We start from the raw sequence: 26,613 nt of genomic DNA, 5'->3' as shown, positions 1-26,613 counted from the left end.
AAAGACCTGTGCTTATTCGCCCATAATAGTAGTAGGAAATGTTACATAAATCGTAAAGGGAGACTTTCCGAAAGTGAGATGATAACGATTCTTATATGCTATTATTCGTACACCGCTCAATACATAACTTTATCATGAACCTATGTTCTGTCCTTATTGCCTATTGCTTTTTTGACAATAAAACAGAGGTGTTACCTGTTTATATTGAAAAATCAAAGCAGTTAGAACTATTTGTATACTAAGCTTATCCCGAAATCGCGTACCATTTTAGTAGATGAAAGAGGGAGCTACTGGTGTGAAAGTTGCAACAGGCTACAAGCCTTTGACAGTTTTTCTTTCATGGGGAGCGTTGCATCTATCCAATGAATTGTGAAGCCACGGCGCTCCATACCACGGAACCATGTCATTTGTCGTTTTGCAAATTGATGGATTGCTATTTCTAACTGTCGAAACATCTCTCCAAAAGTCAATTTCCCAACTACGTATTCTGTCACAAATTTATACTCTAAACCATAATAAATAAGGTCATCGGCGGGAATTCCTTGTTGCAATAGTTGCTCTACTTCTGCAATCATTCCTGCATTGAGACGTGCTTGTAAGCGTTGTGTTATTTTCTGACGACGAGCTTCTCGATCAATGTTTAGGCCAATGATGACAGACGGAATAGGAGGATATTCTCGTTCGGTTGTAGGGTGTTGTAGATTATAGGTCTCAATTTCTATCGCACGAATAGCGCGCTGACAGGAATCAACATCCGTTGTGTTGTGTAGTGAGTCTCCCTGTTGTTGTTTCAATTGTTTTAAAATTTCCGTTAGCTCATCTAATGTTTTATGAGCTAATTCTTGACGCAACACTTTATTTTGTGGAACTGGCGACAGGTGGTAGCCTTTCAAAACCGATTCGATATAAAGTCCTGTTCCACCGCAAAGAATAGGTTGTGCGCCCCGTTTACGAATGTCTTCATAGCCTTTCATGAAATCTTCTTGATAGCGAAAGAGGTTATATTTCGTTCCTGGATCGCAGATGTCTATCAAATGATAGGGAATAGCTTGTCCGTCTACTATATAATCCGATAAATCTTTGCCCGTACCAATGTCCATTCCACGATAAACCTGACGACTATCGCCACTTAGGATTTCACCACATTGTGTCGCAGCTAAGTGAGTTGCAAATGTTGTTTTCCCCGATGCTGTAGGTCCGAGAATTGTGATTAGAGGTGCCGTTTCATTTGTCATGTGAGCAAAGATAATAAAAAAATCTCTGTCAGCACGGCTGACAGAGATGATTTTAACCTGCTAAGAATGTACGATGTACAATCAAGCAAAAGTCTTATAGGTTGTATCTTACTTCAATTCAGCGAGGTACTTGATGGTACGAACCATTTGAGAAGTGTAAGAGTTCTCATTGTCATACCAAGAAACAACCTGTACTTGGTAGCAGCCATCAGCGACTTTGCTAACCATAGTTTGGGTAGCATCGAAGAGAGAACCGAAGCGCATGCCGATAACATCAGAAGAAACGATTTCGTCTTCGTTGTAACCAAAGCTCTCAGTTGCTGCTGCCTTCATTGCTGCATTGATACCTTCAACTGTTACATCGTTGCCTTTGACAACAGCTGTAAGGATGGTTGTTGAACCTGTTGGGGTAGGAACGCGCTGTGCAGAACCAATCAATTTGCCATTCAATTCAGGAATAACGAGGCCGATAGCCTTTGCTGCACCTGTTGAGTTAGGAACGATATTGCAAGCACCTGCGCGTGAACGGCGGAGGTCACCCTTGCGCTGAGGACCATCAAGAATCATTTGGTCGCCCGTATAAGCGTGAATCGTTGACATGATACCGCTTTGAATTTGAGCATACTTGTTCAATGCTGCAGCCATAGGAGCCAAGCAGTTGGTTGTGCAAGAAGCTGCAGAAATAACGGTGTCAGCAGGAGTTAATGTCTTGTGGTTTACGTTGTAAACGATGGTTGGAAGATCGTTTCCTGCAGGAGCAGAGATAACAACTTTTTTAGCACCAGCCTGCAAGTGAGCAGAAGCCTTAGCTTTTGATGTGTAGAAACCTGTGCACTCCAGTACAACGTCTACGCCTAACTCACCCCAAGGAAGTTCAGCTGCATTTGGTTTTGCATAAATTGTAATTTCCTTGCCATCAACAGTGATAGAACCAGGAGTAACAACTGTCTTACCATCTTCTCCGAGAACAGCATCCTTATAGCTTACAGTGTGCTTGCCTTCACCATATTTACCTGCGAAACCACCCTGAGCTGTGTCATACTTCAAGAGGTGTGCAAGCATCTTAGGGCTTGTTAAGTCGTTGATAGCAACAACTTCATAACCTTCAGCCTCAAACATCTGACGGAATGCGAGGCGACCAATACGGCCGAAACCGTTAATAGCTACTTTTGTCATTTTTACTTTTGTTTTTATAAGAGTTTATAAAATATATCCTTTCTATGTTACAAGTAGAAATATTCTGCTTCTGACGGTTGCAAAGATACAATATTTTTTTTACTTTTGCAGGCGCAAGTTGTATTAAATATTATAAAAACGGCGCTCCCCAGTTGCAAAATATAGTTCGACTTCATTTGAAGTTTAAATTTGTAAACTCGATATAACAAACTTGCCTCTGTTAGGGGGATTCGTTTATTACACAGTGTCATTTTAAAAAATATGGGTAAATTTATTCAAGAGTTTAAAGATTTTGCCGTGAAAGGCAATGCTGTTGACATGGCTGTCGGTGTTATTATTGGCGGTGCATTTGGTAAGATTGTTTCGTCAATAGTCGACGACATAATTATGCCTCCTATTGGTTGGCTTATCGGTGGTGTACAATTTAGTGATTTGAAGATTACACTTCCGCAATCATTTGTTCCAGGATTAGAGCAGACAAAGGCTGTGACCATCAATTATGGTAATTTCTTACAGACAGTGTTTAACTTCCTTATTATTGCATTCTGTGTGTTCTTGATGGTGAAAGGAATAACTAAGCTTAGTAAGAAAAAAGAAGAAGAGCCTGTAGCACCTGCTCCAGAGCCAGAACCTTCTAAAGAAGAGCAGCTGCTGAGTGAAATCCGTGATTTATTGAAAAATAAATAAAACAACGTAGGAGGATTACCTTTTATAAGTATTCGAGGCGGAGATGCAAGCACATCTTCGCCTCTTTATAGTTTCTATGGTTGAAGAAAGTTTTTTGTTGTCTTTTGGGCTGGTTAGTGTTAGAATTTTAAAATAGTTTGTATCTGAATATCCGCTTGAACAGGGTGCATAATTTGTTGAGGGCCAGTGCCGATAGTTTGGCGATCAAAATAATGGGTCAAACCCGCGTGAGCAATGAAAATGAAGTGATGGTTGCAAATGAGTTTACTTTGTAAGGCGTAGCGCATACCCTTGCCTGAAAAACGTAAAAAATGAAATTGATAGCGCAATGCTCGTTCATATTGGTAGAGTGCAGCTTGGTTGTCTTGGGTATAAAAATAGGCGATGTGTGCTGTGATGGATGCCGCATTCCAGCTTTTTGTGGCAGTTTGCGACAGTAGAAATCCTGGAGATTGTTTTTCTTGTGCCACAACGACACCATCCAATTCTGTCTGACATTGCCATTGCCAAAGGGGATAAATTGTTTGTATGCGTATGCGATGTGTATGCTTGTTATGTAGTTGGCTATGATCAGGAACGTCTTGTTGTTGCAATCGATAATTGTAGCGTACATTCATGCGCCAGTTGTTACCTTGAAAATCCCATTGCGTGCATGCTTCTATGGCATGTGTTCCGGCAAAAGATTGCCGGTATCTTGGCCAAGCGAAATAAGCATAGTCGGCTGCAAAATAGAGCTGATGCAGGGCATTGATGTGCCATTGTAAGCTGGAGAAAATACCACTCTCATCTTGAACATGGCCATTTTCACCAAAACTCCGTGCGAATAAACTTTGATAACGTAGGCTGTAGAAGCGTTGAATGAATTGCATTTGCACACTACTACTCATTTGCCAAGTGAGACTATTGAGAGTGGCTAATGCACAACACTTATCCATCGCTGTCTCACCCATGAAACTTAGATGACGATTGGTGTAGCCGTAGTCTATTGAAAGATTGGTGAAGTGCTTCCCTGCAGGAGCAAATTGCTTGTAGAGTTGTGTGGTGTTGGGGCGGAAAACGCGGCTCAAAGTGGTATGGAGTAAGGTTGTGGCAAGGTGGAAACCATCTTTGGCATATTGTAGATGGGTTCCAGCAACAAACTGCTGATGGTTGTTTTTATGAAGCATCTCTTGCTCGGTTCTGTGCAGTCCATTATATAATAAGGTGGAAATTGTCTCAGACTTATCTTTATTTAACGTGGCATCGTTAGCGTGATAAGAAACGAAGTTTGTAGTGGTGATATATCGATTGAGTGCTATTGTTACAGCTGCGCCTTGAAGATAGTTGCCTGCTGTGCGGGAGGCGTGTGGATGAAGTGTTGCTGTGGTGCGCTCTAAAGCATAGCGTAGCATGGTCTTTCCCAAGGCAAAATCGTTGTTGATAACCAGTCCCATCCCTACTTTCACACGATAATCTCCTATGATGGCTGTCTTAATGCAGTGAAAATTGCGAAGTAAGAGGTAACCAGCATAGTGATCGTAGCCACAAGAGTTGCCTTGCCTGAAAAAGGGCTCACCCGCATCTTGTGCACCTATTAATCCCCATGCTATTTGATGATTAGCCTGAAAAGTGTAGCGAAAGTCATGTTTTATGGGGTCACCCAAATACTTTCTTTCTGTAAAACCACGACGCTGATAGAGTGGAATGTTTGCGCTGAACATTATTTGATGATAGCCATGATGGAGAGACTTTAATAATGAGTTGTAAGGCTTTTCTGAGGGCATCTCTACACTAATGAAATGCGCAAGTAGACGTGCGCAAGCATTGCTGAGCGATGGAATAAGATGTAACTCGGCTGTTGAGCGTATGTTTTGACATTGATAGCGATAAAAAAGGATGTCTTCTATTTGCTGATCGCTCAGGAATGGCAGCTGTTCTAAGTCTTCACGCGTGGCACGATTGAGGTCAATGGGCTTGGCAATGAAAGATGCTAACCATTCATAAAGTTCTTCGTCAGGCGCTTTATCTTCATCTTCTTCGCGTATGAATTCTTGATAATCTTCTTGCCATGTAGATTGTGTTTGTGCTATTGATGTGGTCGCTATGCAAGTGAGCAGTGCGGCCAATAACCATCTTAGGTGTTGTTTTGTGGGGCATTTGTTCATGACCAGTATTTATTCAAAGTGGCACAAACCTAAAGAAAAAAGTGTTATGTTCCAACTTTTTTTATGAAGAATTGCATATTGAGGTGTTGTTTAGGGTATTAAATGAAAAAAGTGGGGTGTAATGCTCAAAAAAAAGTCGTCTATGCGAAAAACATAGACGACCTCTTGGGTGACTTTTGCAAGGGCTTGTTGTAGTGTCCTTATATCATCTCAAATCAATGATTTCGGCTTTAGGGAAGTCTTTTGATTGAAATGAAAAGAGCCCAACATTGTGTTCTTGCTGTCTAAAATTAGAAATTCTGATGGTGGTCCAGTTTGACGCCTGTCGCATCTTGATGAGCGTGGGCACATAAGTTTTGCTGATAGTGATGTAAAACTCTTGTGGTGACTGCTGCTTATCAATGGCCGTGAGATGAATTTGATAAGGTGCTCGCACACTTTTCATCGACAACTGGTAGCCTGTTTTGTAAAGCGACAAGAACTTATAGGGATTGAGTTGGGCTTGTTTTGCAGCATTCGGGGTCGTGATATTCACCTCGTTTGTAGCCTTCATGTAGGTCCATTGGGTTTTCCCATTATACCATATTGTGGCTTTATCTGTACTTACATGAAACATGTTCCCTTTGATGGCGATGGTGCCTTTCGTGGTTCCCACGTTGCTGGATTGGATGGAAAAGCTGGCCGATGCTCCTCCTTTGTGACCAACGATTGTTGCTGTTTTGTCTAAAATCTTTCGTGCTTTGTCAGCCTGTTGCGCACAAACGCCCATCGTTAGAGCCGCAAACAGCATACAAAATAAAATTCGTTTCATTCTTTTTGTTTCTTGTTGTTATCTATATTCTTTGTGGCACAAAAGTACAAAATGTTTCGTGGCCGTGCTTCATCTCGCCAGAAAAATAATGTTTATTTTCGCCAAGAAAGCAGAATGAGCCGCTTCGCATCAAGGGGTAGCACACATTTTAGCCGATAGTAGCCGATGGGAAACGTCCCTTTCGCGCACGCGCGAAAGGGTGTTTTAAAATCGAAATAGCCCTTCGCGCGTAGTTTTTCGTAGTTTTTTTTCAAAAGCCCCCTTTCGCACACGCGCGAAAGGGTGTTTTAAAATCGAAATAGCCTTTCGCGCGTAGTTTTTCGTAGTTTTTTTACAAAAGCCCCCTTTCGCACACGCGCGAAGGGATGTTTTAAAATCGAAATAGTCCTTCGCGCGTAGTTTTTCGTGATTTTTTCATAAGTCCTCTTTCTGACGAGTTTTCTATGCCATTTTGCAGGTGCATGTCTTTTCTGTTTCACGATGAAAAACGAAAGGTCGTTCTCCAAAAGGGTGAAATCAAATAAAATTGTCATTCATTTTTGCCGTGTTCAGAATAATTGTTATCTTTGCCCCGATGAAAGCATTATGAAAAGGATAATGCAGAAGTGCAAACGATAATAAGAGTAAAAGATATACGATAATGGCAAAGATTAAAACGATTGGCATACTTACCTCTGGTGGTGATGCGCCAGGAATGAATGCAGCTATTCGGGCAGTGACGCGTGCTGGTATTTACAATGGCTTCCAAATTAAAGCTGTATATCGCGGGTATGATGGTCTCATTAATGGTGAAATTGTAGATTTTACGACAGAGAATGTGAGTGGTATTATCAGCGAAGGTGGAACTGTTTTAAAAACAGCACGCTCAACTGATTTTACGACTGTAGAGGGTCGTGCAAAGGCTTATGAAAATATAGTAAAAGAAGGTATTAATGCTTTGGTTGTAATTGGTGGTAATGGCTCGTTGACAGGAGCTATGAAGTTTGCCGAAGAATATGATATTTGTTGTATTGGACTGCCAGGTACAATAGACAATGACCTCTATGGAACGGATAGTACGATAGGCTATGACACGACGATGAATACTATTGTAGAATGTGTTGACCGTATACGGGATACTGCGCAAAGCCACGAGCGTATTTTCTTTGTGGAAGTGATGGGACGTGATGCTGGGTTTTTAGCGCAGAATTCTGCTATAGCAGCAGGTGCAGAGGCTGCCATTATTCCTGAAGATAGCACCGATGTTGACCAATTGGCACAGTTCATGGAACGCGGAATTCGTAAGAGTAAGCGAAGTAGTATTGTTATTGTTAGTGAGAGTCCTAAGTGTGGCGCTATCTATTATGCAAATCGTGTGAAAAAAGAGTTTCCGCAATATGATGTGAAAATATCTATTCTGGGCCATCTCCAGCGTGGTGGACGCCCATCGGCTCGTGATCGTATTTTAGCTTGCCGAACGGGAGTTGGTGCCGTTGAAGCAATCATGCAGGGACAACGCAATGTGATGGTGGGCATTCGTAACGGTGAGATTGTTTATGTTCCATTGAGCGAAGCCATTCGTAGTGATAAACCTTTGGATAGGAAGCTGATAAAGGTGCTTGATGAATTAAGTATCTAAGATTTAAGAAAGTATAAAAAACAAGATACATTAAAAATAAAAATAAAATAACTTTTGTTGTTTTTATGAATAGTGGTACTTTTGCCATTGTATTTTAGTTGGTAACGAATAAATTAAAAAACAAACATATATGTCGCAAGTTATTGGACACATTTCTCAAATTATCGGTCCTGTTATAGACGTTTATTTTGATACGACAGGGTTAGAAGCCGAGAAAGTATTACCCAAGATTTATGAAGCGTTGAAGGTGGAGCGTGCTGATGGGAGTGAGCTGATTATTGAGGTGCAGCAACACATTGGCGAGGATACCGTGAGATGTGTGGCAATGGATAATACAGATGGGTTGAGCAGGGGCTTAGAAGTTATTCCAACAGGAAGTCCTATCACGATGCCTGCTGGCGACCAAATCAAAGGCCGTATGATGAATGTTATTGGCCAACCTATTGATGGAATGCCTGCCTTAGATATGAAAGGTGCTTATCCCATCCATCGTGCGGCTCCAACATTTGATCAGCTTTCCACGCATAAGGAAATGCTTTCAACGGGTATCAAGGTAATAGATTTGTTGGAACCTTATATGAAAGGTGGAAAGATTGGCTTGTTTGGAGGCGCTGGTGTTGGTAAGACTGTACTTATCATGGAGTTGATTAATAACATTGCAAAAGGACATAATGGTTATTCTGTTTTTGCAGGTGTTGGAGAGCGTACGCGTGAGGGTAACGACTTGTTGCGCGATATGTTGGAAAGCGGTGTCATTAAGTATGGCGATGCTTTCAGAAAAGCAATGGAAGAAGGTAAGTGGGATTTGTCATTAGTGGATAAAGAACAGTTGGCCGAAAGTCAGGCAACTTTGGTTTATGGCCAAATGAATGAACCTCCAGGGGCACGTGCTTCTGTAGCACTTTCTGGATTAACGGTAGCTGAAGAGTTTAGAGACCATGGTGGTAAAGATGGTGAATCAGCCGATATCATGTTCTTTATTGATAACATTTTCCGCTTCACACAGGCTGGCTCTGAGGTATCTGCCTTGTTAGGTCGTATGCCTTCAGCTGTGGGTTATCAGCCAACTTTGGCCAGTGAAATGGGTGCAATGCAGGAACGAATTACTTCAACAAAGAATGGTTCTATTACTTCTGTGCAGGCTGTTTATGTACCGGCAGATGACTTAACAGACCCAGCCCCAGCTACAACATTCTCACATTTGGATGCCACAACAGAACTTTCCCGAAAGATTGCAGAATTGGGTATCTATCCAGCAGTAGATCCATTGGGTAGTACCTCACGTATCTTAGATCCATTAATCGTCGGTAAGGAACATTATGAATGTGCACAGCGTGTGAAACAGTTGTTGCAACGCTATAATGAACTTCAAGATATTATTGCGATTTTAGGTATGGATGAATTGTCTGACGAGGATAAATTGACCGTGAACCGTGCACGACGAGTTCAACGTTTCTTGTCACAACCTTTTACGGTTGCCGAGCAATTTACAGGGTTGAAGGGTGTGATGGTTCCCATTGAAGATACTATTAAAGGCTTCAATGCAATCCTTGATGGAGAAGTTGACGATTTGCCTGAGCAGGCTTTCATCAATGTCGGGACGATCGAAGATGTTCGTGAAAAGGCAAAACAGCTTCTTGAGGCAGCGAAGGCCTAAAGGAGATGAGAATTTTAAAAGGAAAGTCACATTGTAGTAGAAAGGAATTACATGCTGAGATTGAAGATTATAAGCCCTGAACGGACTATTTTTGATGGAGAAGTCGTTCGTGTAGTTGTTCCTGGTATAATGGGAATGTTTGAGATATTGGAACATCATGCGCCCATTATCTCTTCATTGACTGCTGGCGTTGTGAGCTATCTTTCCGATAAGCAAGAACTTTCAGAACAACCTGTTGCAGGTGGTTTTGTCGAGGTTCAGAAAGATGAGGTACGATTGTGTGTTGAATTATCGTAAAATGCACGGCATTATAATGGGAAAAAACGTTTATAATGGAAAGAAATATGTACGTGAAGCGCTTCAAGTCGCGATGGGTACATTTTTGTTAGAGCTATTGGTTCTGCAACTTCTCCAGTATCATATCCTTCTTGCTCCGATACTGACAGGACTTTGCTTTTTCCTAATCATTGAAGTCGTTGTCGGAATAATTTGGGGGCACATCTACCAAAATCAGGTAGAAGTTAAGGCCTCTTTCTTGATGGGTGTTTCTGGTTTTCGCTTTCTTGTTGCATTATTGGTTATTTTTATCTACTTCTTAGCAACGGGTAGAAGTACAATGATGTCTTTCTTGTTGCTCTTCGTTCCCTATTACTTTGCGATGCTTGTGCACCATCTCCTTTTTTTTACACATGTCAATAAATTGGCATAGAATATTTTGTTGCGTTTAGAAATATGAAGCAAATAAAAACGATAGTACTTTTATTCCTCATCTCCTTTCTACCATTACAGTTGTGGGGTGCCACAGAGGAGGCTGCAGCGGGGGGGCTAAATATATCAGAGATTGTGTTGGAGCACTTGTCTGATAATTATGAATGGCATATTGCTTCATACAAAGGTAAATCGTTGAGTATTCCATTGCCCATTATTGTGCGCAGCTCTGCTACGGGGACATGGGGTGTTTGCACGGCAGAAACATTGCCAAAACCATTTTTCTTTGATGCCGCGCATCATGGAAAGATTTATGAGCAGATGCCGAACGGTTCACACGTGAGGCCTTTAGATTTGAGTATAACGAAAGTGGTGCTTCAGATTTGGATTGTCGTTCTTGTATTATTGTGCATCTTTGGTTACAGTTCTCGTTGGTACAAGTATCATGATGAAAAGTCAGAAGCGCCGCGAGGCTTTGTTGGTGCAATAGAAATGATTGTCATGACGATAAATGATGATGTGGTAAAGGGTTCTATAGGTGAAAAGCATTATAAGCCTTATGCGCCCTTTTTACTCACCGTATTTTTCTTTATCCTTACGTCAAATCTGATAGGGTTAATTCCTATTTTCCCAGGAGGCTCAAACATAACGGGAAATATTAATATCACTTTATTTTTAGCAATATGCTCAATGATAGCCATTAATGTTTTTGGTAGTCGTGAGTATTGGAAAGATATTTTTTGGCCTCATGTGCCAACATTCCTAAAGGTTCCGGTCCCTTTGATGCCGGCTATAGAGTTGTTTGGGGTGTTTACCAAACCGTTTGCTTTGATGATTCGTTTATTTGCGAATATGATGGCAGGGCATGCTGTAATTCTAAGTTTCACTTGCGTGATCTTTTTAGGTTGGTCTATGGGGGTTGGCTTTGGTATAGGATTGAATACGTTTAGCATTGTTATGTTGCTGTTCATGAATGCTTTGGAGTTTTTGGTCGCATTTGTGCAGGCTTATGTTTTCACATTGTTGACAGCAGTTTTTATCGGTTTGGCTCATCCGCAAGCAGAAACCGAATAGTTTTTGATAAGAAATAAAATTAGAATAAAATAATTAAAACGTAAGATTATGATGATTTCAACATTATTAGCAGCCGCTGGTTTAGCACAGTTAGGCTGTGGTTTGGGAGCAGGTATTGCAGTTATTGGTGCAGGTTTAGGTATTGGTAAGATTGGTGGTAGCGCCATGGATGCTATTGCACGCCAGCCAGAAGCATCAAGCCGTATTATGACAAACATGATTTTGACTTCAGCTTTCGTTGAAGGTTGTGCTTTGTTTGCAATAGCAGCTTGTGCATTTATTATCTAATTAAGAAAGATTATAATTAATGGAGAATTTGCCTTCCATATTAACGCCTGACTTAGGGCTCCTATTTTGGATGCTCTTTGCGTTTCTGGTGGTTTTATTTTTCTTGGTTAGGTTTGGTTTCCCTGCTATTACCAATACGGTAGAGAAGCGTAAACAATATATTGACGAGAGTCTTGCCAAGGCACATGAAGCATCAGAGCGTTTGCTGCATATCAAGCAAGAGGGAGAGACCCTCTTGCAAGAAGCACGCGAACAGCAGGCTAAGATAATGAAAGAGGCTGCCGAAACACGTGATGCAATTGTTGAGAAAGCTGAAGAGAAAGCTCGTCAGGAGAGTGCGAGGATTATCGCAGAGGCCAAGCAGCAAATAGCATTCGAAAAGCAAGAAGCTATTCGTGATATTCGTTCTCAAGTGGCAGAATTAAGTGTAAAGATCGCAGAAAAGATCCTTCGTGAAGAGCTTTCTTCAGACAAGGCTCAGCAGGCAAATATCGATCGGTTGTTAGATGAAGTTTCTAAATGATTAATTTATTTCTAAATTGTAATTTATGAATTTGGGTGTTATTTCGGTTCGGTATGCACGGGCCTTATTAAAGGAGGCCGTGATAGAACATCAAGAAGATGTGCTTTATGCCGAGATGCAAACCCTTTTGCACAGTTATTTTACGGTTCATGAACTGAAGATAGCTGTTGATAGCCCCATGCTATCCAATGAAGAGAAGCAAAATCTTCTTGAATTGGCTTGTGGCGGCAAAGTGTGTGCATTGACCCAAAAATTCATAAGGCTCATTTTGAAAAAGAATAGGGGTGAGTTGTTGCAGTTTATGGCCGCGTCTTATGTCTCAATTTATCGTGAGTTGATGCATATCACGTTAAGCCAATTGACGACGGCCTCACCTGTAGATTTAGAAACAGAGCAAAAAGTTAAGCAATTGATAGAAAGCTACACGCATGGTGAGGTTGAGTTTTCATCGAAAATTGATACCGACTTGATTGGTGGTTTCATTTTGGAGTATGATTCTTACCGTATGGATGCGAGTGTACAGACGAAGCTCCGCAAGGTGTTATCAGCGCTTAATGGATAATTTATAAAAAGAATAAAATGTCAGATAAGATTAATCCCAGTGAGGTTTCTGAAGTGCTATTGCAAGAGCTTCAGAACCTTAAACTTGACGAAAAGTTTGACGAGGTGGGTGTGGTGCTCACTGTTGCTGATGGTGTAGCACGTGTTTATGGCTTGCGTAATGCAGAAGCGAGTGAACTTTTAGAGTTCGAGAATGGTACAATGGCCATTGTGATGAACTTAGAGGAAGACAATATCGGTTGCATTCTGTTAGGGCCTACTGCAGGAATTAAGGAAGGACAGACCGTAAAGCGCACACATCGCATTGCATCAATTCAAGTAAATGACAACTTCTTAGGCCGTGTGGTAAACCCTTTGGGTGAAGCAATCGACGGCTTAGGTGATATTGATTTAACGGGGGCATTCGAGATGCCACTTGATAGAAAGGCACCCGGTGTGATTTACCGCCAGCCCGTTAAAGAACCATTGCAGACAGGATTGAAAGCTGTTGACTCTATGATTCCAATTGGTCGTGGCCAGCGTGAGTTAATTATTGGTGACCGACAAACGGGTAAAACCGCTATTGCTGTAGACACGATTATTAATCAAAAAAGTTTTTATGAGGCGGGTAAGCCAGTATATTGCATTTATGTAGCCATTGGCCAAAAGGCTTCAACGGTTGCCGCATTGGTGCAAACTTTGCGCGAGCATGGTGCATTGCCCTATTCAATCATTGTGAGTGCTACGGCTGCGGACCCTGCCGCCATGCAATATTATGCACCTTTTGCGGGCGCAGCAATCGGTGAGTATTTCCGCGATCGTGGTTATAGTGCACTTGTCATCTATGACGATTTGTCGAAGCAGGCCGTTGCTTATCGTGAAGTTTCGTTGATTTTGCGTCGTCCTTCAGGTCGTGAGGCTTATCCTGGCGATGTGTTTTATCTGCACTCTCGTTTATTAGAGCGCGCAGCACGCATCAATAATCAGCAGGAAATTGCCGAGCAGATGAACGACCTTCCAGCCTGCATGAAAGGTCATGTGCGTGGAGGTGGCTCGCTAACAGCCTTGCCAATTATTGAAACACAAGCAGGTGATGTGTCGGCATATATTCCTACCAATGTGATTTCTATTACTGATGGGCAGATTTATTTGGAAACAAATCTCTTTAATCAGGGATTTCGTCCAGCAATTAATGTAGGTATATCTGTATCCCGTGTGGGTGGTTCTGCACAAATCAAGAGTATGAAGAAGGTGGCAGGAACATTGAAATTGGATATGGCACAGTATCGTGAGTTGGAGGCTTTCTCTAAGTTCTCAAGTGATATGGATGCTGTTACGGCGATGACTTTGGATCGTGGGCGTAAGAATAATCAGTTGCTTATTCAACCACAATATCATCCCATGCCTGTAGGAGAACAAATTGCCATCCTTTATTGTGGCGTACATGGTTTAATGCATGATGTGCCTGTTGAAGCCGTTCGTGATTGTCAAGATTTGTTCTTGGAAGCTATGCGTTCTTCACATGCAGATGTAATTTCTTCCTTGGCAAATGGCGACTTGACCGATGATTCCATTAAGGTGATTGAAGAAACGATGGCTAATATTGCAGGACAATATAAATAAACAAAGAAAGAACAGAGTAGATGCCGTCTTTAAAAGAGATAAAAACGAGAATAGCTTCTGTTAATAGCACGCGTAAGATAACGAGTGCTATGAAAATGGTTGCATCAAGTAAGTTGCATCATGCACAGACCGCTATTCTCAATATGCTTCCTTATGCCAATATGCTTGAGCATATGTTGAAGTCATTTTTAGTCACACTCCCCGATACAGAGAATGAGTTAGCCCATATACGGCCTGTTCATACTGTTGCATTTGTTGTGTTTACGAGCAACAGTTCGTTGTGCGGTGGCTTCAACAATAATGTTCTCAAAGCCTTTCAGGCCACTGTTAATGCCTATCGGGCACAAGGCGTTGAAAATATTATAGTTTATCCCATAGGTCGGAAAATTGAAGAATATGCTCAGAAGCATGGCATTAAGGTTGCGCATAGTTTTGTGCAATTGGCAGAGAAACCGAATGCGACCGAGTGTGCAAGTATTGCGGAAGAACTACGAGATAAGTTTCTGGCGCGTGAAATAGATAAGGTTGAGTTGATTTATCACCATTTCAAATCTGCTGGTAGTCAAATCCTCATGCAGAAGGTTTATCTCCCGATTGATTTATCAACAGAAGCGATAGGCGTAGAGAACGACCGCGATTTAACCAGCAATGTTGCTACAGCGAAGGCGCAGGAGTATTTGCGAAAGCGTAAGGCACGTGAAGAAGAGAAGCAAAAGACTGGTGTCCTTGCTATTAATGATAACTTCATCGTAGAACCTGATTTGGTGAGTGTATTGTCGTCTTTAATCCCCAAGGAATTAGATTTGCAAATCTACACAGCTCTTTTGGATAGCAATGCCAGCGAGCACGCTGCACGTATGGTGGCAATGCAAACAGCTACCGATAATGCCAATGAGTTGTTGCGCGCACTTAACTTGCAGTATAACAAGAGTCGTCAGCAAGCCATCACCAATGAGTTGCTCGATATTGTGGGTGGAAGCATTAATAATTAGATGAGGCTCAAGATATTATTCTTTGAAAAAGGGACTGAATGAATCGTGTATCAAATTTATTTTGGTGCACGATTTAGCTTTAAAACAATATGACGGAGCAGATAATCTGCCCTATAAAAACGAGATAAGATGATGAAGTTTAATAATGAAACCGTTCGCCGGCGCGATCGATTGATGACCGAAGAACGCGCATTAGAGTTACTGCGGACAGCTGAATATGGTGTGTTGAATATGATCGATGCCGACGGGCTACCTTATGGTATCCCTGTTAACCATGTGTGGGATGGAGATTCTTCTATTTATATTCATTGTGCTCCGGAAGGGCACAAGTTAGAAGCTTTGGCCAAGCATCCACAAGTGAGTTTCTGCATTGTAGGCGATGTGCACTTGTTGCCAGGAAAGTTTACCACAGAATATGAGAGTGTGTTATTGCGTGGTACAGCGCACATTCACCTTTCGCCAGAAGAACGCATGCAAGCATTATTAAAATTGGTTGATAAGCTCTCACCCGAATTTAAAGAATTGGGTGCAAAATATTCTGAAAAATCATTCCATCGGGTAAATATCATTCGTGTCGAATTTACTGAATTTAGTGCTAAATGTAAGTATGTGCATACGGCCGATTAAGTTGAATCAGAGATGGGGATACTACACTTATAAAAGAATAAAAGATATTATTGGCATATGGAAATGAAAGATGTCAATTTGTATGAATTGTATTGGGAAGATTAATCTAAAAATAAATATTGCTGTTAGATAAGACTTTTGCATTCTAATTAGTTTAACGAGATTATATCTAACACGATATCTTCTGCCATTAAGTCTAAAATATAAATTGTTTTCTAATAGAACAAACGTTTTGATGGTGCTTACTAGTTGTAGCTGAAAGACAAAATCTACTAAGGTAAAAAAAGGATTACAAATTTTTGATTTGTTTTTACAGGATGGCAATAATGACAATGTGTATTTTAGTATATTTATACTAAATAAAAAGTGATAATGTTTTTTTATTTGGTAATGTACAAGTAGGCATTGACTTTTATGTAATGGTAAATGTTGAAATACCAAAAGATATAGCCACAGATCGTGGGGTTAAAAGGTTTAGAAGATCTACAAATCAAAAGAGTGAAGAGTATATTATAAAAAATAAATATGGTGGCGATAATGAGTGGTGGAATATTCATCCTGCTGCGAAATGACAAGGGCTTCGGAGGTTAATTCATGGTAAATATTCACCAGCAAGATATTTATTTAAATGATTAGAGTTATGATTTATATGCAGTTAAAAAAATATGTATTGCCAAATGAGAATGATAGGGAAAAAGAAATATATAAAAATTTCAAACATCATTTTTTTCCTATTTCTAATTCTGAAATTGAATTAGTGAAGAAAGAAATAGAAATACCTTTCGAGTTGGAATTTTTTTATAGACATATAGGTTATGCTTTCTTTTTCCAAAATAATAAGGATAATAGTGACAGGCTATTAGATGTAATTAGTTTTAAACAAATTAATCTTAGACAGGACTATTATAGGTGTGATCCAGATATGGAATTGTATAATAGTTCTATTTTTCGAAACAAGTATATTTTTTTTGAATTGTGTGAAGGAACTTATCTACATATTGATAAAAAGGCAATAGGTAGCCAAAATGCCATTTATTTTTTCGAAAGAAAGATTGCAAACTCGTTAGAGGATTTTTTACTCCGCTTTAATACAGAAGGACATTATTTTGAACGTGGTTGAATTTGACGATACTATACATTAATATATGGGGTCTATTAATTCCAATAGTTTAATATGGAAGTTTTAGCAAGGTAAAACAAGTATCGTCATGGTATAATAAAATCAGATAAGGAAAATGAATAACGATAATATTCCATCTCGTTCAATAGCGACATTGCTTTTTACAGTTTTATTATCGTCTTGTCTCAGGGAGACTGCTATTCCTATCAAGTCAGCATTCTCAATTGAATTATCAGAAGGCAAGGCTTTGGCTGTAATGATTCAACAAAGAATTTTAAATTGTTGAGGATGGGGGTAAAAGTTATTTTAGATGAAGTCACGTTGCAATTATATATCATATCATCGAACAAAAGATATAATTTTATGCGCTAATATGCGTTATATTACATATCAAAACGATATAGATTAGAAGTTGCATGATAAGATGATGAAAAAAACGCTATAAATATAAATAGACGATACGAGTAAGAAGCTTCGTCGTTTGGTTAGGGTATGTGTCGTTTTTGAATTTCAATGCCAATAGTCTATATTTTGGAACATTACGATTGCAGTGTTGGTATGTGTAACATGTCCATAGACGTGCCACTATGTGTTATACTCATATTAATGAGAGAAATATTTGTCTTTTCCAAAAAATAAATTTAATTTTGCAACACGATAAAATATTAGAAGTTACGTATGAAAAAAGTCTTATCCCTATTTTATATTTGCCTGGGAGTTTTATTGTTAAGTGCATGTGCTGGAGTGAAGAAAGTTGCCTATTTCAAAAATATAGATGAGGTGAGCTTGGCGGCATCAAAAGGCTTGTATGATGCACATATTATGCCCAAAGATTTGATATTAGTAACGGTGAATACTACCGATCCTCAGGTGTCTGCTCCGTTTAATAATGGAACAGGAGGTAGCAAAGGTGGGCAGGCTGTAGGGACAACGACAACAACAGATGGCTATTTGGTTGACAATCAAGGTAATATTAATTTTCCAGTCGTGGGGAAATTGCATGTGGCAGGGTTAACCAAGAATCAGTGTGAAGATATGATTAAGAATAAAATTGCTCCTTATTTAGCTGCAAATGAAAATCCTGTAGTTACAGTGCGTATGGCAAGTTATCGTGTGACTATTACGGGAGAGGTGAAGTCACCAGGTGTGATACCTGTATCAACCGAGAAGATTAGTATTATAGAAGCTTTGGCACAGGCTGGAGACTTAACTATATACGGAAAGCGTGATAACATCATTCTAATTCGTGAGAAAGCTGATGGAGAAAAAGAATATCATCGTTTGAATTTGAATGATGCAAATATCATCAATTCACCTTATTACTATTTGCAGCAAAATGATATTATTTATGTACAACCCAACACGGTACAATCTCAAAACTCAATGATAGGTAATTCTACTTCACTGTGGTTCTCATTGGTAGGAATAGTTGTGAGTTTAGCATCGTTCATGGTTACAGTGTTGCGGTGATAGAAACTAAAAGAATGGAAAAGCATTGTTGTTTTCATTCTTTTTTTGTTTAAAAATATTCAGTAAAGGTGTTTTCGGCATGGAAGAATTAAAGGAAGATTGTGGTGTAGCATTAATAAGGTTGTTAAAACCCTTATCTTATTATCAAGAAAAGTATGGCACATGGATGTATGGGTTAAATAAACTTTACTTGATGATGGAGAAGCAACACAATCGTGGACAGGAAGGAGCAGGAATGGCATGTGTAAAGCTTGATACTGAGGCTGGTTCTGAATATATGTTTCGGGAGCGTGCAGAAGGTTCGAACGCTATCACAGAGATTTTTGGTAAGGTGCATGATAGTTATGCAGCTGTTGAAGCTCAGAATTTGATCGATGTGGAATATGCAAAAGAAAATCTTCCTTTCGCTGGCGAACTTTATATGGGACATCTTCGTTACAGCACTACGGGTAAGAGCGGTATAACCTATGTGCATCCTTTTTTGCGCCGAAACAATTGGAAAGCAAAAAATCTCTGCTTCTGTGGTAATTTCAATATGACCAATGTAGATGAAGTCTTTCATCAACTTACACAGCAAGGTCAATTCCCGCGCATTTATAGCGATACCTATATAATGTTGGAGCTAATGGGACATCGGTTAGATCGCGAAGTAGAACGTAATTTCAACGCCGCAAAGGAGTATGGATTAGAGAATACAGCCATTACGTCTTATATAGAGCAGCACGTGGATATGAAAAACGTATTGCAAACAACGATGCCGCGTTTTGATGGAGGTTATGTTGTTTGTGGGGTGACAGGTAGCGGTGAGATGTTCTCTATGCGCGACCCTTGGGGTATCCGTCCCGCATTCTATTATAAAGATGATGAAATTGTTGTCTTAGCCAGTGAGCGACCTGTGTTGCAAACGACATTTGACTTAGAGTGTGATGATGTGTTAGAGCTTCAGCCAGGTCAAGCCTTAATGGTAAAAAAGGATGGAGAATGCTTGGTAGAACAAATTATAACACCAAAGGAAACTGCCCCCTGCTCTTTTGAACGAATCTATTTTAGTCGTGGATCTGATCGAGATATTTATGCCGAGCGTGAACGTTTAGGCGAGTTGTTAGTTCCTTCGGTACTGAAAGCTATTGATGGCGATTTGCTACACACAGTATTTTCATATATTCCAAATACAGCTGAGGTTGCATATTATGGTTTGCAGAATGGCCTGACAAAATATTTAGACAGACAAAAAATAAAGCAGATAGAGTGCTTAGGACATATTCCAACTCATGAAGAGTTGGAAGCAATATTGAATGTGCGTGTGCGTGCAGAGAAAGTAGCATGGAAGGATATCAAACTGCGCACCTTTATAGCAGAAGGTAATAGTCGTAATGATTTGGCTAGTCATGTCTATGATATAACCTATGGGAGTATTGAACCCCATGTTGATAATTTGGTTGTTATAGATGATAGTATTGTTCGTGGTACAACTTTGAAAAAGAGTATCCTGCGTATCTTAAATCGTCTTCATCCAAAGAAAATTGTCATAGTAAGTAGTGCTCCACAGATACGCTATCCAGACTATTATGGTATAGATATGCCACGTTTAGAGGAATTTTGTGTATTCCGTGCCACGATTGCCTTATTAAAAGAACGAGGCTTAGCACATATCATACATGCCACATATAAATCTTGCTTACAGCAGTTGAAAGCAAAAGATGTCCCAATGCAAAATTGTGTTCGTATGCTTTATGAGCCTTTTTCTGTAGAAGAGATTAATCAACAGATTGTTAAGATGCTCCGTCCTTCAGGTGTTACGACTCCTATAGAGCTTGTATTTCAAAGTATAGAGGGGCTTCATCATGCCATACCGAAGCATCAAGGTGATTGGTATTTTACGGGATATTATCCTACTCAGGGTGGAACAAAATCGTGTAACCAATCTTTTATTAATTATTATGAACAAGAAGAATTAGGGAAGTAATTCTCTAATTCTTCTTGCGTATATACGTATAATATTGAGTAACAACTTATTAAAATAGCATAGTGAAATGAAGAATGTGACGTTGGTCTTGAGTGATGGTACCACTTTCTGTGGAGAAAGCTTTGGCTATGAAGCTTCTGTTGCAGGAGAAGTGGTATTTAATACTGCAATGGTTGGTTATCCAGAAAGTCTTACGGATCCATCTTATGCAGGCCAATTATTGGTGTTAACCTATCCTCTAATAGGTAATTATGGTGTTCCTGCTTTTTCAATGGATGAGCAAGGACTCCCACTTTTTATGGAGAGTGACCGAATTTATGTCTCAGGACTTATCGTGAATGATTATAGTTCACTTTATAGTCATTGGAATGCCCAGGGAAGTTTGTCGGATTGGTTGAAACGCGAAAAGATTCCAGGAATTACAGGAATTGATACACGTGAATTGACAAAGGTCTTGCGTTCGCATGGTGTAATGATGGGAAAACTGGTCTTTGATAATGATGGAAGCGAAATCGAAGAGGTTGATTATGCCAGTATAAATTTTGTTGATCAAGTATCCTGCAAGGAGATTATCCGTTATAATGAAGGTGCTGGGAAAAAGGTTGTTTTGCTTGATTGTGGCGCAAAAGCAAATATCATTCGCTGTTTGATACAGCGTGGGGTAGAGGTTATTCGAGTTCCATGGGATTATGACTATACAAACTTGGATTTTGATGGGTTATTTTTATCAAATGGACCAGGAGACCCTAATTTATGTTTAGCTGCAGTTGAAGTGTTACGCAAGCAGATGAATGAGAGTAATAAGCCTATCTGCGGTATTTGCATGGGGAATCAATTGCTTTCAAAGGCTGCTGGAGCAACAATTTATAAGTTGAAATATGGTCATAGAGGACATAACCAACCAGTTCGTATGAAGGATACAAATCGCTGTTTTGTAACAAGTCAGAACCATGGTTATGCTGTTGATGCAAAGACCTTGGGGCATGATTGGGATGAGCTGTTTGTAAATATGAATGATGGTTCAAACGAAGGTATTCGACATAAAGAGAAACCCTGGTTTAGTTGCCAATTCCATCCTGAAGCTTGTTCTGGTCCTGTTGATACAGAGTTTATTTTTGATAAGTTTATAGAGACATTAAAATAGTTAGTATAATGAAGCACAAAGATATTAAAAAGGTGTTGCTATTAGGTTCTGGTGCACTAAAAATAGGTGAAGCGGGTGAGTTCGACTATTCTGGTTCTCAAGCATTAAAAGCACTTCGCGAAGAAGGTATTGAAACCATTTTAATCAATCCTAATATTGCAACAGTACAAACTTCAGAAGGGGTCGCTGATCATATTTACTTTCTTCCTGTTCAACCTTATTTTGTTGAGCGAGTCATTCAGAAAGAGCATCCTGATGGGGTTCTGTTGTCTTTTGGTGGACAGACTGCATTAAATTGTGGCGTAGCATTAGAGCAATCTGGTGTGTTTGCTAAGTATGGGGTACAAGTATTAGGTACACCTGTTGCTGCAATAATGAAAACAGAAGACAGAGAACGTTTTGTAGAAGAATTAGATAAAATTGATGTTAATACCATTAAGAGTGAAGCTTGTGAAGATATTGCAGGAGCGAGAAGAGCTGCATCTGATTTAGGCTATCCTGTTATAATTCGTGCTGCCTATGCTTTAGGTGGGTTAGGATCTGGATTTGCAGATAATGAAGATGAGTTAAATAAACTTTGTGAGAAAGCTTTCTCTTTTTCACCACAAGTATTAGTCGAGAAGAGTCTGAAGGGGTGGAAAGAAATAGAATACGAAGTCGTTCGTGACCAGTATGATAATTGTATCACTGTTTGTAATATGGAGAATTTTGATCCATTGGGAATTCACACAGGTGAGAGTATCGTTGTTGCCCCTTCACAAACACTGACCAATCATGAATATCATAAGTTGCGTGCATTATCTATAAAAATTGTTCGGCATATAGGCATTATTGGTGAGTGTAATGTGCAATATGCTTTTGATCCTGTGAGTGAAGATTATCGTGTGATAGAAGTAAATGCTCGCCTTTCGCGGTCATCTGCTTTAGCTTCAAAGGCAACAGGTTACCCATTAGCTTTTATAGCTGCAAAGTTAGGTCTTGGTTATGGACTTTTTGAATTAAAGAATTCTGTAACAAAAACTACGAGTGCTTTCTTTGAGCCCGCTCTTGATTATGTCGTTTGTAAGATTCCACGTTGGGATTTATCCAAATTTCATGGTGTAGATAAGGAATTGGGGTCAAGTATGAAGTCTGTGGGTGAAGTGATGGCCATTGGACGGAATTTCGAAGAAGCTATTCAGAAAGGACTTCGAATGATAGGGCAAGGGATGCATGGTTTTGTTGATAATAAAGAACTTGCCATTGCAGATATAGATGCGGCCTTACGGGAACCAACTGATAAGCGTGTCTTTGTGTTGTCGAAAGCACTTCAACATGGCTATACTGTAGACCAAATACATGAACTAACAAAAATTGATAAATGGTTTCTGCAAAAACTGCAGCATATAGTGGATATTAATGAAGAGCTACATCATTTTAATATCAATACTTTAGATAAAGATATTTTGTTGAATGCAAAGGTTTATGGATTTACAGATTTCCAGATTGCACGTGCTATTGGTTTAGAAAATGAAGTCAGTAATATGCACGAGGCTTCATTGTTGGTGCGCAATCTACGTAAGCATTATAATATTCTCCCTGTAGTTAAACAAATTGACACTTTAGCTGCTGAGTATCCAGCGCAAACCAATTATCTTTATGTTACTTATGGAGGTACAGCTCATGATGTAACATTCTCAAATGACAAACGTTCCATCGTTGTCTTAGGTTCTGGCGCCTATCGTATCGGAAGTTCAGTAGAATTTGATTGGTGTGGGGTACAGGCTCTTAATACGATTCGTAAGGAAGGTTGGCGCTCGGTAATGATAAACTATAATCCAGAGACTGTTTCGACTGATTATGATATGTGTGATCGTTTGTATTTTGATGAACTCACTTTTGAGCGAGTTATGGATATCATAGATTTGGAATGTCCACATGGAGTAATTGTTAGCACGGGAGGCCAGATACCAAATAATTTGGCTTTAAAATTAGATGCACAACATGTTACTATCTTGGGTACTCAGGCTCAAGATATTGATGGTGCTGAAGATCGTGCTAAATTCTCAGCAATGCTCACAGAACATGGTATTAATCAACCAGAATGGCAAGCTTTGAGTAATATGGAAGATATTGAGTCTTTTGTTAATCGTGTTGGTTATCCAGTCTTAGTCCGGCCATCTTATGTGTTGTCAGGTGCAGCAATGAATGTTTGTTCTAATGAAGATGAATTAAAGCGTTTCTTACTTTTGGCAGCTAATGTTAGTGAGGATCATCCTGTTGTAGTCTCTAAGTTTATAGAAAATGCGAAAGAGATAGAGATGGATGCAGTTGCAAAGAATGGGGAGATTATTGTTTATGCTATCAGTGAGCATGTAGAGTTTGCTGGAGTTCATTCTGGAGATGCAACTATTCAATTTCCACCTCAAAAGATTTATGTTGAGACAGTAAGACGTATTAAGCGCATTAGTCGTGAAATAGCTAAGAATTTACATATTAATGGGCCATTTAATATTCAGTTCATGGCTCGCGATAATGATATTTTGGTTATTGAATGTAATCTTCGTGCCAGCCGCTCTTTCCCTTTTGTAAGTAAAATACTTAAACTGAATTTCATTGATTTAGCGACGAAAGTGATGTTGGGGCTGCCTGTAGAGAAACCTAATAAGAATCTCTTTGACCTCGATTATGTCGGTATCAAAGCAAGTCAGTTCTCCTTTAACCGTCTTCAAAAGGCCGATCCTGTCCTTGGTGTGGACATGAGTTCTACAGGTGAAGTAGGATGTTTAGGGGATGATACCAATGCGGCATTGTTAAAGAGCATGCTTTCTGTGGGTTATCGCATTCCTAAAAAATCAGTGTTGTTGTCAACGGGTGGAGCCAAGCAAAAGGCTGAAATGTTAGAAACAGCGAGGCTATTGATTGCTCATCACTATGAGCTTTATGCCACAGGAGGAACGAGTGCTTATCTCTCTGAGAATGGGGTTCCTAATACACGCGTTTACTGGCCATCGGAAACCAATCAAAATCCGCAAGCCTTAGAGTTACTAAGAGAACGAAAGATTGATATGATTGTAAATATTCCAAAGAACTTGACAGTGCATGAGTTAACAAATGGTTATCGTATACGGCGAGCAGCTATAGATTTAAATATACCTCTATTAACGAATAGTCGTTTGGCAAGTGCTTTTATTCAAGCATTTTGTTCAACAAGATTAGAGGATATAGACATTAAATCTTGGGATGAATATTAAGTAGTGGAAGATATGTGGAATGGATTTATCCCCAAAAAGATGCCTCTTGGTAAATCTTCAGGGGTAATAATCCATTCCTCTAAAATTCATATATAAAGCTCCTTTTTAAATGTGTTTTATAAGTGATTGTAAATTAGTGTCTTAGAAAAAAGTTACACAAAACATAAAAAAAAGTAGTTAAAAAATTAGGTCGCATATCAAAAAAATACTTACCTTTGCAGTGTTTTAATAACAAATGATTGTTTTACAGATTTAAAAAGCAAAGAAAATGAAGAAATTAGTAGCATTTATGTTTGTAGCTGTTGCAGCTATCTCTCTCGCATCTTGTCATGACAAAACTGCTAACAACGCAGGTAACAATGACTCAGATTCAATCCAACAGGTTGACACTGCAAATGCAGCACCTGCTGATTCTGCAGCTGCAGATTCTGCAAAGTAATTTGTACAAACGTAATGAAATGAGAGATCGGGGATGTGCTTATCGGCACATCCTCTTTTTTTGTGTTGTAGAAGGGGGACTAATCTATATTGCATTCTGTTGAAAAATGCGTGTGATTTGCACACGATTGAGGCTATAATGATGCTAAAAAACGGCTTTTTTTCTGAGATTTTAGCAACTTGTGCTGCTTCAGCATTGATAATGTAATGGACTAAAGGCATAAAAGGATAAGTGGAATCATGAATATATTAATCATTGGACTGGGAGTTATCGGTAGTACTTATGGCTTTCTTTTTAAGCAGGCAGGGCACCATGTGGAGCACTATTTACGCAACGAAAGTCACAAGAAAGTCATCAAGCAGTTGAGTGTGTCACTATTGGATGGGCGAAAGTCGGCTGAAGGAATTCAGACGGAGGGGCAATATGACATTACGCTTTGTTCAAAGAAACGATACGATTTAATCTTCGTGAGCGTGGCACAGGGAAAAATCTCATCCGTGATGCAGGAAATTCGTGAGGAACAATTCGAGGGAACGCTCTTGATATGCTGTAATTTGTGGCTTGACAGGGCCACTCTTGACCGAATGATGCAGGGCTATCATTACATTTTAGGCTTTCCAGTAGCTGGAGGTCACTTGGAATGCGGGGGGGATTCTATCCCTTCGCAGGCAAAATTAGATGCTTGCGTATTTGACCATTTCATGTTGGAAAATGTATCCAGCGTGGGCATTACGAATGGAACAGATGTGTGTCAGCTATTCGCTTCCTGTCATATTCAATTAGAGCAGCCCCACGATATGATAGAGTGGATAGCCCTGCACATGGCTATCAACGCTGCAGTGATTACTGTTGCCGGGGCAGCTACCGATATCAATGATAGCGCACAAGCGGCGCGTAGGCTGATGAACTCTACCACATTGCTCGCGGAAGTGATTAAAATTGTCCGAGAAACCTTGAAAATCGTGGCTTCACGAGGAATAAACTTGAAACTCCTTCGAGATAAATTATGGTTGTTTTACTTGCCAGCACGTCTCTCAGCCTATTTTATGAAACGTATGTTTGCGCGCAATAATTTAACCCGTAGGATTATGGAGTTGCACGGCAATATAGAGGATTTGCTGTATATTTGTGAATGTGTTTATAACGAAGGAAAATCAAATCACATTTCTGCCCCAATATTCTATCGTAAAGTAGCGTTACTCAAAGCAAAATTGTAGACTTTATATAGCCTGTGTCTATGTAGAGCCCTAAGTTGAATAGACACTAAAAGATAAATTTAGAGGGTATAAATAGAATAGAATAAAATTAATTTTGTTGTTACACGACACGATTGACTTAACATTTTTACTTTAACGAATAGTTCACTATTTTGTCTTCTGATAACATTCAATATCTCGCTGGAGATACTGCCTAAATGCTGGAAACTCCTTGTCCGTATACTCAAGAATACGTTCCCGAGCCTGCAAAGGAATGCGGTCCAAGCGTATGAGTTGGTCATATTCCCCGAATTTAGGGTAATCAACCCAAAGCTTCTCCAG

The 26,613-nt window shown here is 39.7% G+C and carries 24 protein-coding genes and 1 pseudogene; 21 read left to right on the top strand and 4 right to left on the bottom strand.

The genetic code is table 11. The features are described from left to right. Positions 1-110 precede the first annotated feature (110 nt). Positions 111-242, top strand: a pseudogene (locus X919_RS17435) (IS982 family transposase); the annotation flags it as partial. A 45-nt stretch (positions 243-287) separates the two neighbouring features. On the opposite strand, the gene miaA reads toward X919_RS17435, so the two are convergent. Together miaA and gap are read right to left on the bottom strand one after the other, a co-directional pair. Further along, complete coding sequence (miaA, locus tag X919_RS0112700) at positions 288-1,235, bottom strand: tRNA (adenosine(37)-N6)-dimethylallyltransferase MiaA (protein WP_028900433.1); 948 nt, start codon at positions 1,233-1,235, stop codon at positions 288-290. A gap of 108 nt (positions 1,236-1,343) precedes the next feature. Beyond that, the gene (gene gap, locus X919_RS0112695; RefSeq protein ID WP_028900432.1) at positions 1,344-2,411 is read right to left on the bottom strand and encodes a type I glyceraldehyde-3-phosphate dehydrogenase; all 1,068 of its coding nucleotides are present in this window, start codon (positions 2,409-2,411) and stop codon (positions 1,344-1,346) included. 261 nt (positions 2,412-2,672) lie between these two features. Between gap and mscL the strand changes: the two genes are divergently transcribed. Further along, positions 2,673-3,098: a large-conductance mechanosensitive channel protein MscL gene (gene mscL / locus X919_RS0112690; RefSeq protein ID WP_028900431.1), complete on the top strand. Its 426-nt coding sequence runs from the start codon at positions 2,673-2,675 to the stop codon at positions 3,096-3,098. Positions 3,099-3,217: 119 nt separating this feature from the next. Here mscL and X919_RS0112685 read toward each other — a convergent pair whose 3' ends face one another. Then, positions 3,218-5,242 (bottom strand): helix-hairpin-helix domain-containing protein, encoded by a 2,025-nt coding sequence (locus tag X919_RS0112685; protein ID WP_051502538.1) that lies wholly within the window; start codon positions 5,240-5,242, stop codon positions 3,218-3,220. Positions 5,243-5,447: 205 nt separating this feature from the next. Beyond that, a complete protein-coding gene (locus X919_RS0112675) occupies positions 5,448-6,053 on the bottom strand; it encodes an outer membrane lipoprotein periplasmic chaperone LolA1 (protein ID WP_028900429.1) in 606 nt (201 codons plus the stop codon). A gap of 640 nt (positions 6,054-6,693) precedes the next feature. On the opposite strand from X919_RS0112675, the gene pfkA reads away from it, so the two are divergent. From pfkA to X919_RS0112575, 19 genes are all read left to right on the top strand, one after another. Next, positions 6,694-7,671, top strand: a complete 978-nt coding sequence (pfkA, locus tag X919_RS0112665) for a 6-phosphofructokinase (protein WP_028900427.1) — start codon at positions 6,694-6,696, stop codon at positions 7,669-7,671. A 130-nt stretch (positions 7,672-7,801) separates the two neighbouring features. Further along, positions 7,802-9,328 (top strand): F0F1 ATP synthase subunit beta, encoded by a 1,527-nt coding sequence (atpD, locus tag X919_RS0112660; protein WP_028900426.1) that lies wholly within the window; start codon positions 7,802-7,804, stop codon positions 9,326-9,328. A gap of 51 nt (positions 9,329-9,379) precedes the next feature. Next, positions 9,380-9,625 (top strand): ATP synthase F1 subunit epsilon, encoded by a 246-nt coding sequence (gene atpC / locus X919_RS0112655; RefSeq protein WP_028900425.1) that lies wholly within the window; start codon positions 9,380-9,382, stop codon positions 9,623-9,625. Positions 9,626-9,641: 16 nt separating this feature from the next. Continuing rightward, on the top strand, positions 9,642-10,037 hold the full coding sequence (locus X919_RS0112650; protein WP_028900424.1) for a hypothetical protein: 396 nt from the start codon (positions 9,642-9,644) through the stop codon (positions 10,035-10,037). 23 nt (positions 10,038-10,060) lie between these two features. Next, positions 10,061-11,110: a F0F1 ATP synthase subunit A gene (gene atpB / locus X919_RS0112645; RefSeq protein ID WP_028900423.1), complete on the top strand. Its 1,050-nt coding sequence runs from the start codon at positions 10,061-10,063 to the stop codon at positions 11,108-11,110. Positions 11,111-11,158: 48 nt separating this feature from the next. Further along, a complete protein-coding gene (atpE, locus tag X919_RS0112640) occupies positions 11,159-11,398 on the top strand; it encodes an ATP synthase F0 subunit C (protein ID WP_004379904.1) in 240 nt (79 codons plus the stop codon). Positions 11,399-11,417: 19 nt separating this feature from the next. After that, positions 11,418-11,921: a F0F1 ATP synthase subunit B gene (gene atpF, locus X919_RS0112635; RefSeq protein WP_028900422.1), complete on the top strand. Its 504-nt coding sequence runs from the start codon at positions 11,418-11,420 to the stop codon at positions 11,919-11,921. Between the two features lie 25 nt (positions 11,922-11,946). Further along, the gene (locus tag X919_RS0112630) at positions 11,947-12,483 is read left to right on the top strand and encodes a F0F1 ATP synthase subunit delta (protein WP_028900421.1); all 537 of its coding nucleotides are present in this window, start codon (positions 11,947-11,949) and stop codon (positions 12,481-12,483) included. A 17-nt stretch (positions 12,484-12,500) separates the two neighbouring features. After that, complete coding sequence (gene atpA / locus X919_RS0112625) at positions 12,501-14,084, top strand: F0F1 ATP synthase subunit alpha (RefSeq protein ID WP_028900420.1); 1,584 nt, start codon at positions 12,501-12,503, stop codon at positions 14,082-14,084. A gap of 20 nt (positions 14,085-14,104) precedes the next feature. Next, positions 14,105-15,076, top strand: a complete 972-nt coding sequence (locus X919_RS0112620) for a F0F1 ATP synthase subunit gamma (protein WP_028900419.1) — start codon at positions 14,105-14,107, stop codon at positions 15,074-15,076. A 132-nt stretch (positions 15,077-15,208) separates the two neighbouring features. Next, a complete protein-coding gene (locus X919_RS0112615; protein ID WP_028900418.1) occupies positions 15,209-15,703 on the top strand; it encodes a pyridoxamine 5'-phosphate oxidase family protein in 495 nt (164 codons plus the stop codon). A 419-nt stretch (positions 15,704-16,122) separates the two neighbouring features. Then, a complete protein-coding gene (locus tag X919_RS16720; RefSeq protein WP_155949732.1) occupies positions 16,123-16,275 on the top strand; it encodes a hypothetical protein in 153 nt (50 codons plus the stop codon). Between the two features lie 68 nt (positions 16,276-16,343). After that, positions 16,344-16,823 carry an SMI1/KNR4 family protein gene (locus tag X919_RS0112605; protein ID WP_028900417.1) on the top strand — a complete coding sequence of 160 codons (480 nt, stop codon included), beginning with the start codon at positions 16,344-16,346 and terminating at the stop codon, positions 16,821-16,823. A gap of 678 nt (positions 16,824-17,501) precedes the next feature. Then, positions 17,502-18,293, top strand: a complete 792-nt coding sequence (locus X919_RS0112600) for a polysaccharide biosynthesis/export family protein (protein ID WP_028900416.1) — start codon at positions 17,502-17,504, stop codon at positions 18,291-18,293. Between the two features lie 79 nt (positions 18,294-18,372). After that, positions 18,373-20,259 (top strand): amidophosphoribosyltransferase, encoded by a 1,887-nt coding sequence (locus X919_RS0112595; protein ID WP_028900415.1) that lies wholly within the window; start codon positions 18,373-18,375, stop codon positions 20,257-20,259. Between the two features lie 67 nt (positions 20,260-20,326). Further along, positions 20,327-21,403: a glutamine-hydrolyzing carbamoyl-phosphate synthase small subunit gene (carA, locus tag X919_RS0112590; RefSeq protein ID WP_028900414.1), complete on the top strand. Its 1,077-nt coding sequence runs from the start codon at positions 20,327-20,329 to the stop codon at positions 21,401-21,403. An 8-nt stretch (positions 21,404-21,411) separates the two neighbouring features. Next, complete coding sequence (gene carB / locus X919_RS0112585; protein ID WP_028900413.1) at positions 21,412-24,636, top strand: carbamoyl-phosphate synthase (glutamine-hydrolyzing) large subunit; 3,225 nt, start codon at positions 21,412-21,414, stop codon at positions 24,634-24,636. A 268-nt stretch (positions 24,637-24,904) separates the two neighbouring features. Beyond that, positions 24,905-25,075, top strand: a complete 171-nt coding sequence (locus X919_RS16945) for a hypothetical protein (protein WP_172642743.1) — start codon at positions 24,905-24,907, stop codon at positions 25,073-25,075. 239 nt (positions 25,076-25,314) lie between these two features. Further along, positions 25,315-26,292, top strand: a complete 978-nt coding sequence (locus X919_RS0112575) for a ketopantoate reductase family protein (RefSeq protein WP_028900412.1) — start codon at positions 25,315-25,317, stop codon at positions 26,290-26,292. Positions 26,293-26,613 lie beyond the last annotated feature (321 nt).

Origin of the sequence: Prevotella sp. HJM029, assembly GCF_000599605.1 — a bacterium.
GTDB lineage: Bacteria > Bacteroidota > Bacteroidia > Bacteroidales > Bacteroidaceae > Prevotella.
Note: the sequence above shows the minus strand (reverse complement) of the source record. Positions and strands in the feature narration are given on the sequence as shown.

Bases quoted from the DNA above. Each gene is read 5' to 3' on its own strand.
- X919_RS0112575 (WP_028900412.1), top strand. From the start codon at position 25,315: ATGAATATATTAATCATTGGACTGGGAGTTATCGGTAGTACTTATGGC.
- carA (WP_028900414.1), top strand. From the start codon at position 20,327: ATGAAGAATGTGACGTTGGTCTTGAGTGATGGTACCACTTTCTGTGGA.
- X919_RS0112600 (WP_028900416.1), top strand. From the start codon at position 17,502: ATGAAAAAAGTCTTATCCCTATTTTATATTTGCCTGGGAGTTTTATTG.
- atpD (WP_028900426.1), top strand. From the start codon at position 7,802: ATGTCGCAAGTTATTGGACACATTTCTCAAATTATCGGTCCTGTTATA.
- X919_RS0112685 (WP_051502538.1), bottom strand. From the start codon at position 5,242: ATGAACAAATGCCCCACAAAACAACACCTAAGATGGTTATTGGCCGCA.
- atpB (WP_028900423.1), top strand. From the start codon at position 10,061: ATGAAGCAAATAAAAACGATAGTACTTTTATTCCTCATCTCCTTTCTA.
- atpE (WP_004379904.1), top strand. From the start codon at position 11,159: ATGATGATTTCAACATTATTAGCAGCCGCTGGTTTAGCACAGTTAGGC.
- X919_RS16720 (WP_155949732.1), top strand. From the start codon at position 16,123: ATGGTAAATGTTGAAATACCAAAAGATATAGCCACAGATCGTGGGGTT.
- X919_RS0112675 (WP_028900429.1), bottom strand. From the start codon at position 6,053: ATGAAACGAATTTTATTTTGTATGCTGTTTGCGGCTCTAACGATGGGC.
- mscL (WP_028900431.1), top strand. From the start codon at position 2,673: ATGGGTAAATTTATTCAAGAGTTTAAAGATTTTGCCGTGAAAGGCAAT.
- atpA (WP_028900420.1), top strand. From the start codon at position 12,501: ATGTCAGATAAGATTAATCCCAGTGAGGTTTCTGAAGTGCTATTGCAA.
- atpC (WP_028900425.1), top strand. From the start codon at position 9,380: ATGCTGAGATTGAAGATTATAAGCCCTGAACGGACTATTTTTGATGGA.
- X919_RS0112595 (WP_028900415.1), top strand. From the start codon at position 18,373: ATGGAAGAATTAAAGGAAGATTGTGGTGTAGCATTAATAAGGTTGTTA.
- gap (WP_028900432.1), bottom strand. From the start codon at position 2,411: ATGACAAAAGTAGCTATTAACGGTTTCGGCCGTATTGGTCGCCTCGCA.
- atpF (WP_028900422.1), top strand. From the start codon at position 11,418: ATGGAGAATTTGCCTTCCATATTAACGCCTGACTTAGGGCTCCTATTT.
- carB (WP_028900413.1), top strand. From the start codon at position 21,412: ATGAAGCACAAAGATATTAAAAAGGTGTTGCTATTAGGTTCTGGTGCA.
- X919_RS0112650 (WP_028900424.1), top strand. From the start codon at position 9,642: ATGGGAAAAAACGTTTATAATGGAAAGAAATATGTACGTGAAGCGCTT.
- X919_RS0112620 (WP_028900419.1), top strand. From the start codon at position 14,105: ATGCCGTCTTTAAAAGAGATAAAAACGAGAATAGCTTCTGTTAATAGC.
- X919_RS0112605 (WP_028900417.1), top strand. From the start codon at position 16,344: ATGATTTATATGCAGTTAAAAAAATATGTATTGCCAAATGAGAATGAT.
- miaA (WP_028900433.1), bottom strand. From the start codon at position 1,235: ATGACAAATGAAACGGCACCTCTAATCACAATTCTCGGACCTACAGCA.
- X919_RS16945 (WP_172642743.1), top strand. From the start codon at position 24,905: ATGAAGAAATTAGTAGCATTTATGTTTGTAGCTGTTGCAGCTATCTCT.
- X919_RS0112615 (WP_028900418.1), top strand. From the start codon at position 15,209: ATGAAGTTTAATAATGAAACCGTTCGCCGGCGCGATCGATTGATGACC.
- X919_RS0112630 (WP_028900421.1), top strand. From the start codon at position 11,947: ATGAATTTGGGTGTTATTTCGGTTCGGTATGCACGGGCCTTATTAAAG.
- pfkA (WP_028900427.1), top strand. From the start codon at position 6,694: ATGGCAAAGATTAAAACGATTGGCATACTTACCTCTGGTGGTGATGCG.